The following is a 14,191-nucleotide window of genomic DNA, read 5'->3' on the forward strand; positions in this document are numbered from 1 at the left end:
AGACTGGGCCGCGCACCACGCCGCCTTAGCTCAGTTGGCCAGAGCAACGCACTCGTAATGCGTAGGTCTCGGGTTCGAATCCCGAAGGCGGCTCAGTGAAAACCCCAGGTCACATAGCCCGTGACCTGGGGTTTTGTCTTGCTCGGGGCATGGCGGGGCGCACGGCTGGGGGGCCGTGGGATTGCCTGCGTGAGCGATGCGTGAGCGGAGCGCCGCCTGGGCCTACTTCTTGGGCTTCTTACGCTTGGCCTTCTCGCCGCTCTTCTTCTTGGCCTTGGCCTGGGATTTCGCCTCGCCCTTGGTCTTCTTGGCGGTCTTCGCGGCCTTCCGCGCCGCCTTCTCTTCCTCGGCCTTGCGCTGGAGGGGGACAAGCTTGGCGGTCGCCTCGGCGGCGTTCTTGCCGACGTGGGGCAGGACGCTCTGGTAAATGTCCCGCGTGATGCGGGTGTCACTGTGCCCGAGGGTGTCCGACACGATCTTGATGTCGATGTCGGCAGCCAGCATGAGGGTGGCCGCGCCGTGGCGCAGGTCGTGCAGCCGGATCGGCGGGAGGCCGGAGGCGGCGACGAGACGCTCGAAGAGGTCGGTCACCTTGCCGGGATGCAGCCAGGAGCCATCCTCCTGGGTGAAGACATGACCGGTCTCCACCCAGGCCGAGCCCCACTCCTCGCGGTCCGCCTCCTGACGTTCGCGGTGCCGCTTGAGGACATTGACGGTGTCGTCGTCGAGTGCGACCACGCGAAAGCCGCTGTCGGTCTTGGGGTCCGAGGTCTCCACGTCCCAACCGTCCTGCACGAGTTGCGAGGAGACAGTGAGGAAGTGAGTGTCGAGATTGGTCTCCGACCACGGCTGCCCGCATGCCTCGCCTCGGCGTAGGCCGCGGAACGCGATCAGGTGCCACATCGCGTACAGCCGGTCCTCGGCGACGAAGTCGAGGAAAGCGCCGGTCTGTTTGGGCGTCCAGACCATCACGGGCGACGGCTTCTCGCCCATCTGCTGCCACTTGGCTACCCGCTCGTCCGTCCACACGAGCGCCTTCGGCTTGCGTACGGGGTCGAGTTCGACGTGGGCGGCCGGGTTGAAGGTAAGGATCTGCTGGCTGATGGCGTCGTTTAGCGAGGCCCGCAGCGTGGCCTTGACGCGCAGACGCGTGGCAGGCCCGGTGACGCGGCGGAAGGGCGGCATCGCATCGATCGCAGCCTTCATCGCCTTGCGGCGGGCACGGTTCTCCGTTCCCTTCCACGGCACGGTCGCCAATTCCTCGACCACCACACGCCGTTGGGCGTTCTGCTCCAGGATCTCTGCGTTGGCGTCGGCGATGGCCGTGAACATGTCGCTGAGGTGGCTCACGCGCAGCCGGTCGAGGCGCCGGTGCCCGATGTGGGGCTTGAGGTGGACGCGGATGTCGGTCTCGTAGCGGTTCAGGCCGGACTTCCGGATCCGCTTGCCCTCCAGCCACCGGTCGAGCCATTCGCTCACCGTCAGGCTGCCGATGAGGTCCTGGCCGGCGTTGAGGCGCCGCCTCGTCTCCTCGACATCCGGCAGCGGAGTTTTCTCCCTGCTGACTTCCGACAGCATGGCGGCGATCAGCTCCGTGCCTTCAGGGTCGTCCGACTCGGCGAGGCTCAGGAGGGCGCGTACGTGGTCGAGATCGGCCTGAGCCGCCTTGAGGCTGGTGTACCCGCCGCGCGCGAAGGACCGTCGGCTGCCGTCCTCACGGGGCGGCAGCTCCTGCCGTATGGAGTACGTGCAGTGGTTCCTGCCGTTGCGCTTGGGGCAGGAGGTGCCGAGTTCCTTGCCGGTCTTCGGGTCGCGGCAGGAACAGCGGCGGTAGGTGGAGCCCTTCAAAGGTCGTTCTCCTCGGTGAGGTTGGTGTCGGTTTCGGACGGGTCGACTTCGGCGGCGACGTTGGGCCACAGGAAGGGAGGCGTGACGCCCTCCTCCCGGATGAAGGCGCGGACTCTGCACAGATGGACTTTGGCCGCTTCGGCCTCCTGGGCGGCACGGGCCTGGGTGCGGAGGGCCTCGGCCTTCCGGTCGGCGTTCGGGGCGGTCTCGGCGTGGTAGCGCGCGTACTCCTCCTCTTGCCGTGCGGCCTTGAACGTCCTCTCGGCGGCGTGGTGGGCGCGGAAGTAGCGCAGCATGTCGTCCTCGGCACCGAGCTCGGTCTCCTCGCCGGTGAACCAGTTCAGGGCGTCCAGGGTGGAGGTGGGGTGTTCGAGAGGGAGCTGCTGAACGCCTTCTACGTAGCCGACGGGATAGATGAGACAGATCGGGGGCGTGTTCAGGGCCTTGGCCAGGACCATGACGTCGACCAGGGGGAGGCCGGCGCGGCGGCCGGATTCCATATTGGCGATGACGTTGCGGGGGATCGGATAGCCGATCTCCTCGCACTTGTCGGCCAGATCCTGCGCGCTCATGCCCAGCTCCTTCCTTCGGCGTCTGACTTCGCGGGCCACGGTGGCCATGACCTGGTCCGCCCACTCGGGCACGTCGTCCGGGTCAGTTCCATCATCGAAACGGCGTTGTGTCATGAGGACACAGTAGCTCTGGTCAGAGTGGTTTCCATGCCTGGAGACGGGCGCGATCGCCGCGTTCGCCGAGGGCTCAGTCATGGATGGAGCGCCGCATGCGCGAGAACGAGATCGCCAGTAAGCCGCACGGGATGACCCGGGAGGAGCTGCTGACCCTGCCCGCTGTCATTGACCTGGACACCGGCAATCGGGCGCTGGGCCTTGGACGCAGCAAGGGCTATGCGCTGGCGAAGCAGGGCCAGTACCCGTGCAAGGTCCTGCGGCTGGGCAAGGCGTACCGGGTCGTGACGGCCGACCTGCTGAGCCTGCTCGGCCTGGCCGCATGACCGCGCCTGCGCGTAGCAGACGCTTCTGCGCTGAGCTGACACAGAAACGCTGGACTGGGGCAGGGCGTGGACGTACTGTCCGTGGTCCCTCGCCGCGGTCGAGTAGCCGCGAGACGTGGGTGAGCCTCCGGCGGGGCAACGCCGGAGGCCCAAGCAACACCCCTGCACGGCTTCACGTGAACCAACCCGGCGGCAAGGGCGGGCAAGCCCGTAACCGCCAGATGAGGAGCTGCCCTGTGAAACCTACGACACCCGATGCAAATTCCGCACCCGCCAAGGCCATCTGGCCCGCCAGCGCGATTCCCGGTCAGCCTGGCGCTCACCTGCGCGCCCCGTCGGCCGAAGATGCCACCGGGGGCGATGGCCACGATGCGGGTACCCACGGTCCTGAGCAAGCGGCTACGCCGAGCGGGTCGGAGGAGATGCAGATACCCGACACCGAGCCAACCGAAGGCGCGGGTCTGCTGGACGAACTGCGTGCGCAGCTCGCCCGGTTCGTGATCTTCCCGTCCGAGCAGGCGCTGGACGCGGTCACGCTGTGGGTGGCAGCGACGCATCTGCAGCCCGCGTGGCAGCACGCCCCGCGCCTGGCAGTGGTGGGTCCTGCGAAGCGGTGCGGCAAGTCGCGGCTGCTGGACGTGCTGACTGAGACGGTTCACGCGCCTCTGCTGACCATCAACACCACGCCTGCGGCGATCTTCCGCTCGATCACCGAGGAGAATCCGCCGACGCTGCTCGTCGACGAGGCGGACACCATCTTCGGTACACCGAAGCAGGCGGAGAAGAACGAGGAGATGCGTGGCCTGCTCAACGCCGGTCACCAGCGGGGGCGTTACGTCACCCGAGTCGTCGGCAACGACCACACGCCCCACCAGTTCGCCACGTTCGCCATGGCAGCCCTGGCGGGGATCGGGGACCTGCCCGACACGGTCATGGACCGGTCGGTGGTGATCCGGATGCGTCGCCGGGCCGAGGGTGAGAAGGTCAAGCCCTTCCGCTCCCGCCGCGATATCCCGGCCTTGCACGATCTGCGCGATCGCATCGCCCGCTGGGCCAGGCCCTTGCTGGACGAGGCCGCGGACCTGGAGCCGGAGATGCCGGTCGAGGACCGTGCCGCCGACACCTGGGAGCCCTTGGTGATCGTCGCCGACCTGGCCGGCGGCCACTGGCCCCGCCTGGCACGGACGGCGTGCGCGCAGATGGTCGCTGGGGAAGTGGCGGCTGAGGAGGACCACCCCAGCGGGGCGCGCATCCTCGCCGACATCCGCCGGGTCTTCGTCGCCCAGCGCGAGGGCGACAGCCTCAGCACCGAGGAACTCCTCCACCACCTGCGCCAAGACGTGGAAAGCCCGTGGGCGGAGTGGGGGCGCAGCGGGCTGACCGCCCGCGACCTCAGCGCGATGCTGCGGGATTACGGCATCAAGTCCGGCAACGTTCGCATGGCCGACGGAACCCAGCGCAAGGGGTACACGCGCAACAAGTTCCTCGACGCCTGGCGGCGCTACTGCCCCACCGTCCACCCGGTCGACGCCGACGGCGCCTCCACCGGGGGCTGATCGCCCCACACCGCCCCGGTTGCCGTCCTTGCCGTCCCTGCCGTGATCTCGCAGGTCAGAGAGGGCGCAGACAAGACGGCAGCCGGGGTCAAGACGGCAACGCGATCATGAGCAGCGCGCTGCCCAGCCAAAACGCCGCTCCAGATCCGTCTTGTGCCGTCTCTGGCGTCCGTGCCGTATTACCGCAGTTCACAGCCCTGCCAGCTGGGACGGAAGACGCAACCGCACCGTCCTGGCCCGGCAGTCGCCCGGCAGCCAGTCCGCCACGAGGGCGCTGTGAGTCGCCTCGTGGCAGGGGTGAAGACGCCGGCACCGCCCGCCAAGACGGAAGGCCACGGCCATTGCCGTACTCGCTCTGACCTGCGCTTTCAACGGTCAAGACGGCCAAGACGCACCACACCGAGACTCCAGGAGTATCCCGCTTGACCACCCTATCCATCCCTCATCCACCGCATAGCCAGAAACCGGGCGGCAAGTCCGGCGAGGGCAAGCCTCTGATGCGCCAGCGCGATGCCGAGCGGTGGGCGCTCCTCACTGCCGGGGCCGTCATTGCGGCCCTGACTGGTGCCGCGTTCTGGCTCTCGTACGCGCACCTGGCCGAGGTCGCAGGCCAGCACGGGCTGGGCAGCTCACCGAAGCGCCGCTGGGCCTGGCCTGCGACGCTGGACGCTTTCATCGTCGCGGGAGAGCTGCTGATGCTCCACGCGGGCCTGCGCCGGGTCACCGACAAGTGGGCGATCGGACTGACCGCCGCAGGGTCGACCGGCTCCATCGCGCTCAACGTGGCCGGTGTAAACAGCACAGGCAACGCCAGCAGCGTGCCCTTCCTCGACTACGTGGTCGCCGCGGTTCCCCCGACCGCAGCGATGCTGGCCTTCGCCGTCCTGATGCGGCAGATCCACCAGCTCGTCGACCGGACCGCCGACCGGCCGGAACCTGTCTCCGGCCAGCCGACGGAAGGTGCGGTTCAGAAACTGAACGCTCCCAGCCAGGAGCTGGAACCCGCAGCCGCTTCCACCGGCCTTAGCGATTCACTGCCCGTCGCGACTGCCCAGCCGACGGAACCATCGGCCCAGGCTTCGGAGGCCAAGTCGCGCGGCGGCCGGCCGCCCAAAGCCACGATCGAGGAGCTCGCGGAGATCGGCCGGATCGCCGCCTACGAGCACCGCAAGCTCACCCGGGACCTTCTCCGCGAGGCGGTGGAGGACAAGGGGCTGACGATCGGCAGCGAACGCCTGACGAAGGTGATGAAGATCCTCCGGCCGGAACTCGAAGCCGACGGGATCGCCGTCTCCACCAGCGGCTAACCGCCCGCACCGGGTGACCGGAACCCCTTCCGGTCACCCGGCCACCACCCCGCGCGACACCCCGCCAATCCACAGCTGTGGACAGAGCGATGCCCGCATCGCCCAGCCCACCGGCCCGCTCATCTGTCTGCCCATCCAGTCTTCTCCGGAGCACCACCCATGACGCACGACCCGCACCACCCCGAGGACTCCCCGGACGAGCCGTTGCCGCTGACGAAGTCCCCTACGCTGATGGGCCGTTTGCGGCGCGCGTTCGGACGGGCTGCCCCTGGCGGAGCCAGTAGTACCCCGAGTCCGACTCAAGGCCGGGCTGCGGGGGTCTCCGCCCCAGGGGTGGCGGAGACGGCCCAGCGCCAGGGGGCGCAGGACCAGGAGGGCGGGGCGGGAGGTGGCCCCGACCCGGACAACCTCCACGCCGCCCAGCGCGAGATCCTCCGCTCCTCCCGTGTCGCCGAAACCGCGGCCGGTGAGCCCACCGTGAAGAGCGCGCAGCCCACCATCCGCCGCTTCACCGGCACCAAACGCACCGTCCGTGTCGGCCCCATGCTCTTCACCGATGACGAGGACGTCCGCCTCCAGGAGACAGCCGCCGAACACGGCTACAAAGGCAAGTCCGGCTTTGCCGCCGACGTCGTCCTGGCCTTCGTCACCGGCCGGTTCACCGCCAACCTTCCCCTGTCCGAGGACCGCCGCCGCACCCACATCTTCCGCGCGCAGGTCCTGCGCCAGCTCAACCGCATCGGCGTCAACGTGAACCAGATCGCCCGTGCCCTCAACAGCGACCACACCCCACCCGACATCCGACACCGCCTCGACGAACTCCATCACCTGCTCTCCCTGATTGCCGAGGCCCTGCGCCAGCCCGCCATCCCGGAAGAAGAGGTCTCCGCGTGATCGCCGCCATCAAGGCGCCTGGTGCCAACACCCGTGGGCTGCTCGCTTATCTCTACGGGCGCGGCCGTGCTGACGAACACCTCGACCCGCACATCGTCGCTGGCTTCGCCATGCTCGGCATGCCCGATCCCGGCCGCGACGAGAACGCCACCCTCACCGAACTCGCCCGCCACCTCGACGAGCCCGTCAGCCTGCGCAACAGCGAGTTCGGCAAGAAGATCACTGACCACGTCTGGCACTGCCCCGTCCGTGCTGCACCCGAGGACCGCTACCTTTCCGACGCCGAGTGGGGAGAGATCGCCCAGCGCATCGTCGAGGCCGCCGGCGTCGCCCCAGCCGGTGACGACCTGGCCTGCCGCTGGATCGCCGTACGCCACGCCGACGACCACATCCACATTCTCGCCACCACCGTCCGCGAAGACGGCCGCCGCCCCAAACTGCACAACAGCGGCATACGCGCCGGCGACGAATGCCGCCAGATCGAGAAGGACTACGGCCTCCGCCAGTTGAACAAGGGCGACGGCACCGCCGCCCGCCGCCCCACCCAGGCCGAGATGCACAAGGCCGAACGCCTCGGTTGGGAACAGACCAGCAAGGAATGGCTCCAGGACCGCATCCGCGCCGCGATCCCCCACGCCCGCAGCGCCGAAGAACTCCTCGCCTACCTCGAAGCCGACGGCGTTGCGATCAAGCCCAAGCGAGGACCGTCGGGAGACCTCCTCGGTTACGCCGCGGGCCGCCCCGGCGACCTCAACGAGGACGACGAGCAGATCTTCCACCCTGGAGGAAAGATCGCCCCCGACCTCTCCCTGCCCAAACTCAGGGCGCGCCTCGAATCCAGCCGACCGGAAGAACACCCCACGGCCCGCCGCAACCGCCCGAGCACCCCCTGGCATAAAGCCACCGCCGCCCTCGACACGCTCCACGCCGACCTTGCCGACGACGCACACGCCCAGGCGCACATCGCCGCCCTCGGCGAACTGATCGAAGCCACTGCCCAAAAGGCACCCGACAACCTGCGGATGGAACTCCGCTCCGCCTCAAAGGCGTTCGCCCGAGCAGAGCGTTCCCAAATCCGGGCGGAAGACCGCGCCGCCCACGCCTTGCGCTACGCCGCACGCGACATCGCCCACACCGCCACCGGCCCCGACGGCAGCGCCCTCGCTGCCCTGCTCGCAACACTCGTCTGGGCCGCGATCATCGCCAGCCGCTGGCACGAAGCGAAGCGCCACGCTCACCAGGCTGACGCCGCCCGCAAGGCCGTCCAGCACCTCCAGGCCGCAGCCGACTGCGCCCTGACACCGATACTCACCGAACTCGAAGCCCGCACGCCCAAACAGCGAGCCTGCCTTGTGCTCGCCAGTGATGTACGAGCAGCTGTCCCCGACCACGCCGAGCGGATCCTCACCGACTCCAGCTGGCCGGCCCTCGCCACCGTCCTCGCCGACGCCGAAGCCCGCGGCCACACACCCCACCAACTCCTCAAGGAAGTCGCTGCCCAGCGCGAACTGGACACTGCTCGCCAACCCGCCCGCGTCCTGATCACTCGTATCGAGCACACGAGCCGTAACCCTGCACCCAACCGCCGGGCGGAAGCCGCCCGCCGACGCTCGACCATGACGGCCTCGCTGTCGCCCAGTGGGCCCGACGTCGCCCAGGCGTCGGCGGCAGCCCCCGCACCGGCCGAGCAGCAGCACCGCCCTCGCCGATAGTTGCCCAACGCGTCCTCGCTCGTTTCAGGCCATCGATGAATCGGCCCCCTACCAGCATCCGGCTGGCAGGGGGCCGCAATCTCGCCCCGGCTCCGCCATCCGGGCAGCGCTGCAGCGTGGCTGAAACACGTTCTGACCAGATGGCTTGTCAGTGCCGTATGCCAAGGTCGCTACGTGTGAGACGGAAGTCCTGACAGCGGATCGCGCCTATTACGACAGCAGGGCCAAGGGGGCGGCACAGCATGGCCGGCGACGGCTTTGACGTAGACACCGACCAACTCAAGACCGCCGCTCCGACGTTCCACCGGGGGTCTGTCGCACTGGAACGGGCGACGGCGAAGCTTCGGCATGCGCTCGACGGACTGGGGGAGCCGTGGGGCGGTGACGAGCAGGGCAAGAAGTTCGAGCACGTCTATGCCCCGCACCGGGCGGAGATCGAGAAGGCGTCCGCGGCCTTGGCCAAGGGGCTGTCCAGCATCACGAAGGCCATGAACGACATGGCGGCCAATCACGAGGAGGCGGACCGGTCGGCCAAGTCTGGCTTTAAGGGGGACGCGTAGTGGGCGCCGCCGATAAGGCCAAGGAGATCGTCCAGGACTTAACCGGGATGTGGTGGCCGGAGGGCGACGAGGACGAACTCCGGGAGGCCGCCCGCGCCTGGCGTACCTTCGCCGACGAGGTAGAGGACTGCACGGCGGCCTGCCACAAGAAGGCCCAGGATGTCATCGACACCAACAAGGGCGCCGGCATCGAGGCGTTCGGCGCGTTCTGGAGGAAGTACCACGGGGGCGGCAAGGGCTACCTCGACGATGTTGCCACCGCCGCGCGGGACATGGCCAAGGCGCTGGACAAGTTCGCCGACCAGATCGCCGAGGCGAAGAAGAAGATCGAACACGAACTGGAGATCGCCGGCGCGGTCCTGGTCGCCGGAACGGCGCTGGCCATCTTCACCGGCGGCCTCAGCGAGGTGGCCGCTGCGGGTGCCACCGAGGCGATCGTCGCCGCTGCCAGTACGGCGGGCGTGGCCGTCTCGGCAACCGTCGCCGAGATCGCCGGCACCGTGCTGGCGACGGCCGCCATCGGCAGCATCGGGTCGATCACGGTGGACGTGGTCGTCGCCCAGAGCGGTCGGAACCTGCTCGGGGACCAGCGCGGAATCAACGTCGCCGAGATCAAGGACGCCGGTGTGTCCGGCATGCTCATGGGCGGCGCCGCAGGCGGAGCCACCCGCGGCGTCAAGGCGGTGGTGGACGCCGGCGGCGTCAAGAACGTCCTGGGCAACATGAAGCTGGACGGCTTGGGCAACCTCAACATCTCACTCCCCAACCTCCAGATATCGATGCCCAACCTGGCCGGCCCGCGGCTGGCGATGGCCGGCGAAGGTCCCGTCGGTCCGACCGGCCAGCCGCTGATGCGCAGCGCCGAGCGCGGTGGAGGGGGAGGCCGGGCACCTCAAAAGCCAATCCCGCCGTATGCCAAGCCACTGGACCGCATGGGCCGAGCCACCGGCGTCGAAACGAGGATCACGCAAGACATGCTCGACACCGGCACCAAGGCATCCCGGCGGATGCAGCCCCCAGGCTGGGGAGGCGAAGCGGCCGGTCACACGCGCGGACACCTCCTGGCCCGATCACTCGGGGGAGACGGCCGCTCTGAGGCCAACATCGTGATCATGCACAAGACAGCGAACAACGAGGTGATGGAAAAGCTCGAAGAGCAGATCTATGAAACCGTGAAGCAGCGCGGGAGCGTGGACTATTCAGCTGCACCGGTCTACGCCAACCCAGGAGACGTCATTCCTACGGGCGTCCACGTCAGGGCCATCGGCCCTGGCCTGCACATCGACCAGACCATCATCAACAAGTAGGCGGCCATGACTGATCTCGAACTCCTGGCATCGTTCCCCGCAACTGGTGAAGCAGGGCCGGTCATCAACGACTGGCAGGCCGCCGAGGAAACCCTGAACACCACCCTTCCACCTGCCTTCAAAACGTTTCTCGAAGCTTTCGGCGGCGCGAAGTTCGACGACTTCCTACGCGTGTATCGGGCGGGTGCCGAGAACGAGTACGCCGACCTGGTAGCGAACACCGTCACGGCGCGGCACACCATGGAGGTGACGCGGGACGCGATCAGGGAACTACTGGCAGAGCGCGGTGTGAAGCCCTCACAGCTGATCTGCTGGGGCGGCACGGACAACGCGGACATGTGCTTCCTGATCCCGCACGAGGACCCCGAGCAGTGGGCAGTCCTCACCGTCATCGGCCGCGGCAGGGAGTACGACCTGTACGAGGGCCAGGTGGAGAGCTACCTGCTGCGGATTCTCCGAGGCGACATCGTGAGCGAGGTCTTCCCGGACGACTTCCCCGACGAGGAACCCAGCTACGAGCGCAACCCGTGGATCTAGCGAGTACAGCGACGCGCCTCCGGTCCGGCGCACGGCCGGATCGGAGGCGCCGTGGTCTTTGCCGCAACCTGTGACGAGCGCAAGCGCATCGCTGTCACAGCACCAAACGGCGCCCGAATCGTTGTCTTCGGACAGCCCGGTGGCACGTGAGCGATAACCGCCTCACCGCCTGATCTCGTTAAGGCGTCCAGCCAGGGCCAGCTATGAACCTCGGCATCCCGGGCTGCACGACGAGAAGCGGGCCCGCTGTCCCAATTTCTTGCTAGTTTCGGTCCGTTGCCAAGGAGGTCCAGTGTCGTCTTCCCTGTCCACCAGAGCCCCAGCGGATCTGCGGGTTGAACCCGTTGACGGTGTGCTCGACGAGGTCGAGCGTGCCCTTCAAACGCAGTTGGACAGAGGGACGCTGGTGCGCAAGCGGCGGTCGCTGGGGGCGCGTACAGACCGTGGTACGTGGGTGCGGGCTGAGCGGCGTCGCTTCGACAAGATCGGTAGCCAAGGCTGGAACGGCACCGAATGCGCTGCCCTCCTGGAGGGAGTGGCCAAGCCGCAGTGGCACCGAGGTGCCGCTTGGAGACAGCCTGGGGACGCTGTGATGTGGCGGGCCGACGAAACGGATCTCCTGCCCGGAGCGCCGATCGGCAGCAGTGTCCTGGCTACCGAACCCGTGTTGTCGGATCAGTGGTGGCAGGCGTTCAATGCGTCGCTGGATGCCCTGGCCGAGCAGCATACGAGCCGCGTCGCCACCCCGGACACTGTGATGATCACGCAGAGCGGTGTCGCCGAGGCGATCCACCGCTTTCTCCCCGGTGGTGTCGACACGACGGTGGAACAGTGGCTGCCGGCACACGCGGATCTCAACTGGGCGAACATGACCGGGCCGGAGTTCTGCCTGTTCGACTGGGAGGACTGGGGCGTGGCCCCTCAAGGGCTGGATGCCGCGTCGTTGTGGGGCAACTCCCTCGCCGTCCCGGCCTTGGCAGCGCGAGTCCGCCACGAGCGGCGCCGCGATCTGGAGAGCCGGGACGGCAAGCTGATGACCTTGTTCGTCTGCGCGAAGATCCTGGCCCCGGATGCCCATCCCGAGGACCCTCGCCTTGAACCCGCACGCGTCATGGCCGAGGAGGTCGCGGAGGATCTTCAGAGCGACTGACGATCTCGCTGTTCACGGAGAAGGCGACGGTAGGCACTGAGGATGTCTGTGTTGGCCTCGTACCGCAGGGCGTTGACGAGTTCCTGGAGGTGCGTGGGGTTGTCCGTGCCGACGGCGATCCTTCCCACCCGTGGCAGCGAGTAGGCCACGCGGAACGTGGCCTGCACGGCCGATAGGCCGTCGTGTGGTTCCTGTATGAACACCCGTGGGTCCAGCTCGTCCCATAGCGACTGAGTAGTACTGCCTCCGAAGGGGCTCATGCCCCAGAGCTGGGCCGGGTTGAGGTCCCAGCGGGCCGCCAACGCTTCGGAGGCTTTCAGGACATCGATTCCGGCGAGGAGTCCTGCACGGACCATGACAGCGTCGGGTCTGGGCAGGGTGGCATCCACGAGACCGGGCAATGGGCGGGGGTCCCATGAGGAGATGCCCCAGCCTCCGCACAGTCCCTTGGCCGCTGCCCTCTCCACGGCAGCGCACGCCGTACCGAGACTGTCCTGGGCGGCTTCCGACGAGCCGGTCAGCGACCGCTCCGGGTTGTGGAGGAACACCAGATCCGGGGCGCGGCCCAAGTCACGATTGCTCTGCTCCACGGCTTCCCGGAGACGATCGGGATCGAGGGAGTGCTCGGCTCGGCCGGCGGCCGGGAAGAAACCAACCTTGGTGGAGATCTGGAAGCGAGAAAGGAGATCGCGTCCGGCGGCAGCCAAGGCGGTGTGGGCCAAGAAGCCGTGGTAGTTGAAGCTGGTGTCGATCGCTTCGACACCGAGTTCCAGGGCGCTTGTCAGGATCCGGCGCTCGTAGCGAGACCGGTGTAGCCCGAGAACAATTCGGGGGTCACGCTCGCGCACAGCTCCTCCTCCACCAGGATCTTCGCCAATGCCTCCACCTCCGAGCCCACCAGCCTCGCAGCCTCGTCCAGCCGCACGGGGTGACCGCTCAGGAGCAAGCGAAGCCCCGGCAGAGCCTTGGCCGCGAAGGTGAGTTTCTTGCCCGCAGCCACCACGACGACTGCCTCTCCGTCCTGCGTGATCACGGGCGGGAACTCGCTGACACACGCCACGGCTTCAAGCGGGCCGAAGATGTCCAGGAACGGGACATGGCGCCCGGGAGGAGCTTCCTGCGCACGGAGCCGAAGGAACTCTGCCGGATCGCGGGCGTCGATGAACTGAGAGGCCGCGGCGGTCAGCGCCAGCCGCTGGGCCTGCTGCTCGTCCGGGCTGCCCCAGCGATCGAGGTCGTGGCGGAACACCTCCTCCTGCCGGGACCAGTCGGCGAGCCAGGTCAGCCAGCTCACGGCGGTGCGCTTGGCGAAGCCGAACGTGACGTGGGTGCTGTGGCCGCCTCCTCGGCCTACGCGGGTGGCGGCATGCCAGTAGCCGCGCGGGATGTGCATCACATCTCCGGCCCTCATGGTGCCGGTCCACACGACGTCTTCGCTGGGGGTGTTGTTCCGCTCAGCGTCCCGGAACATGGGTACGGGACGGGAGGCGCCGCGTACCTCCCACTGTTTCTCGCCGGCGAGTTGCACGATGAGGACGTCGTGGTCGTCCCAGTGCAGGTCGAAGCCGGACGCGTCGTTCGTGGTCAGGTAGACGTTTGCCTGCACGTGCTCCCGGGACCACCACTGCATGGCCCGGCACGCCACTTCCATCGTGGGATCGAAGACGTTCGACTGGTCCAGGACCAGCGTCGCCCCCTCGCGCAGCAGGCTGCCCACACGGCGCATGTCCGCCATCTGTATCGCCTGCCCCCGCGGCGTGACCTGCCGGTTCAGATAGGCGTCGGGGTGCAGCTCCTCGCCACCCTTGAAGAGCCGGAACTGCGGGTTGGCCAAGCTCCGGCGCATGACCATGTCGAGCAGCCGCGAAGGCGTGAGCAGCCTCTCCACGACTTCGCGGTCGCTGATGCTTCCGCGGGCGAACTCACTTCCGAGAGGTGCGGGGCCGTCCCACCCAAGTGCCTCTTCGACAGCGCGGACCAAACGGTGCTCCACGATTCGCTTCTCCCTCCTTGCGTCAGACACGGGACCTGGGAGGCGGAGGGGCCGCCTACGCTGCCCCTCCGCCGGAGAACTGGCGGCTACGCCGCGTGGTTCAGACCGTCTCCGCCGGGCCAGGGGCCGTCACCCGACGAGCCCTGCCCGGGGTCGGAGGCGTTGCTGTCGTGCCGGTCATGGACGCTCGTGAGGACTTCCACGGCGACCAGGAGGCCCGCCTCGACGGAGGGCTTCTTGTCTTCCACTTCGTGCTCCTTCCTCTACCGGTCTCCCGCCGGTTCCGGCGGGACGTTTATGGCGTGCGGGGGGGCT

Annotated in this window: 14 protein-coding genes and 1 tRNA gene; 10 read left to right on the forward strand and 5 right to left on the reverse strand. The window is 68.1% G+C overall.

Annotated elements, in window-relative coordinates; genetic code table 11:
* Positions 1-19: 19 nt before the first annotated feature.
* Positions 20-93, forward strand: a tRNA-Thr gene (locus tag RZ84_RS19930).
* 129 nt (positions 94-222) lie between these two features.
* Here the strand turns inward: RZ84_RS19930 and RZ84_RS19935 are convergent.
* Together RZ84_RS19935 and RZ84_RS19940 are read right to left on the reverse strand one after the other, a co-directional pair.
* Positions 223-1,848, reverse strand: coding sequence for a tyrosine-type recombinase/integrase (locus RZ84_RS19935; RefSeq protein ID WP_043265434.1), 1,626 nt, complete (start codon positions 1,846-1,848; stop codon positions 223-225).
* Positions 1,845-2,534: a helix-turn-helix domain-containing protein gene (locus RZ84_RS19940; RefSeq protein WP_043265435.1), complete on the reverse strand. Its 690-nt coding sequence runs from the start codon at positions 2,532-2,534 to the stop codon at positions 1,845-1,847. The genes RZ84_RS19935 and RZ84_RS19940 overlap by 4 nt, the downstream gene beginning before the upstream one ends.
* Before the next feature lie 95 nt (positions 2,535-2,629).
* Between RZ84_RS19940 and RZ84_RS19945 the strand changes: the two genes are divergently transcribed.
* The 9 genes from RZ84_RS19945 to RZ84_RS19985 all read left to right on the forward strand — a co-directional run bounded on the left by RZ84_RS19945 (position 2,630) and on the right by RZ84_RS19985 (position 11,883).
* On the forward strand, positions 2,630-2,860 hold the full coding sequence (locus RZ84_RS19945) for a hypothetical protein (RefSeq protein ID WP_043265436.1): 231 nt from the start codon (positions 2,630-2,632) through the stop codon (positions 2,858-2,860).
* A gap of 236 nt (positions 2,861-3,096) precedes the next feature.
* Entirely contained in the window at positions 3,097-4,416 is a 1,320-nt protein-coding gene (locus tag RZ84_RS19950; RefSeq protein ID WP_043265437.1) for a DUF3631 domain-containing protein, read from the forward strand.
* Positions 4,417-4,838: 422 nt separating this feature from the next.
* Positions 4,839-5,723 carry a DUF2637 domain-containing protein gene (locus RZ84_RS19955; RefSeq protein ID WP_043265438.1) on the forward strand — a complete coding sequence of 295 codons (885 nt, stop codon included), beginning with the start codon at positions 4,839-4,841 and terminating at the stop codon, positions 5,721-5,723.
* Between the two features lie 333 nt (positions 5,724-6,056).
* Complete coding sequence (locus tag RZ84_RS19960; protein WP_043265439.1) at positions 6,057-6,617, forward strand: MobC family plasmid mobilization relaxosome protein; 561 nt, start codon at positions 6,057-6,059, stop codon at positions 6,615-6,617.
* On the forward strand, positions 6,614-8,329 hold the full coding sequence (locus tag RZ84_RS19965; RefSeq protein ID WP_043265440.1) for a relaxase/mobilization nuclease domain-containing protein: 1,716 nt from the start codon (positions 6,614-6,616) through the stop codon (positions 8,327-8,329). The genes RZ84_RS19960 and RZ84_RS19965 overlap by 4 nt, the downstream gene beginning before the upstream one ends.
* Positions 8,330-8,571: 242 nt before the next feature.
* Positions 8,572-8,889: a WXG100 family type VII secretion target gene (locus tag RZ84_RS19970; RefSeq protein ID WP_043265441.1), complete on the forward strand. Its 318-nt coding sequence runs from the start codon at positions 8,572-8,574 to the stop codon at positions 8,887-8,889.
* Positions 8,889-10,196 (forward strand): WXG100-like domain-containing protein, encoded by a 1,308-nt coding sequence (locus tag RZ84_RS35110; RefSeq protein WP_052230039.1) that lies wholly within the window; start codon positions 8,889-8,891, stop codon positions 10,194-10,196. Before RZ84_RS19970 ends, RZ84_RS35110 begins: the two co-directional genes overlap by 1 nt.
* A 6-nt stretch (positions 10,197-10,202) precedes the next feature.
* The gene (locus RZ84_RS19980) at positions 10,203-10,733 is read left to right on the forward strand and encodes an SMI1/KNR4 family protein (protein WP_043265442.1); all 531 of its coding nucleotides are present in this window, start codon (positions 10,203-10,205) and stop codon (positions 10,731-10,733) included.
* A gap of 292 nt (positions 10,734-11,025) precedes the next feature.
* Entirely contained in the window at positions 11,026-11,883 is an 858-nt protein-coding gene (locus RZ84_RS19985) for a hypothetical protein (RefSeq protein ID WP_043265443.1), read from the forward strand.
* On the opposite strand, the gene RZ84_RS19990 is transcribed toward RZ84_RS19985, so the two are convergent.
* The 3 genes from RZ84_RS19990 to RZ84_RS39865 all read right to left on the reverse strand — a co-directional run bounded on the left by RZ84_RS19990 (position 11,871) and on the right by RZ84_RS39865 (position 14,124).
* The gene (locus tag RZ84_RS19990; protein ID WP_043265444.1) at positions 11,871-12,731 is read right to left on the reverse strand and encodes an aldo/keto reductase; all 861 of its coding nucleotides are present in this window, start codon (positions 12,729-12,731) and stop codon (positions 11,871-11,873) included. The two genes, RZ84_RS19985 and RZ84_RS19990, sit on opposite strands and share 13 nt — an antisense overlap.
* The gene (locus RZ84_RS19995) at positions 12,665-13,876 is read right to left on the reverse strand and encodes a JmjC domain-containing protein (RefSeq protein WP_043265445.1); all 1,212 of its coding nucleotides are present in this window, start codon (positions 13,874-13,876) and stop codon (positions 12,665-12,667) included. The genes RZ84_RS19990 and RZ84_RS19995 overlap by 67 nt, the downstream gene beginning before the upstream one ends.
* Positions 13,877-13,962: 86 nt before the next feature.
* Complete coding sequence (locus tag RZ84_RS39865; RefSeq protein WP_018386185.1) at positions 13,963-14,124, reverse strand: hypothetical protein; 162 nt, start codon at positions 14,122-14,124, stop codon at positions 13,963-13,965.
* Positions 14,125-14,191: the final 67 nt, after the last annotated feature.

The sequence above is a fragment of the Streptomyces sp. CT34 genome (assembly GCF_000805335.1).
Lineage (GTDB): Bacteria > Actinomycetota > Actinomycetes > Streptomycetales > Streptomycetaceae > Streptomyces.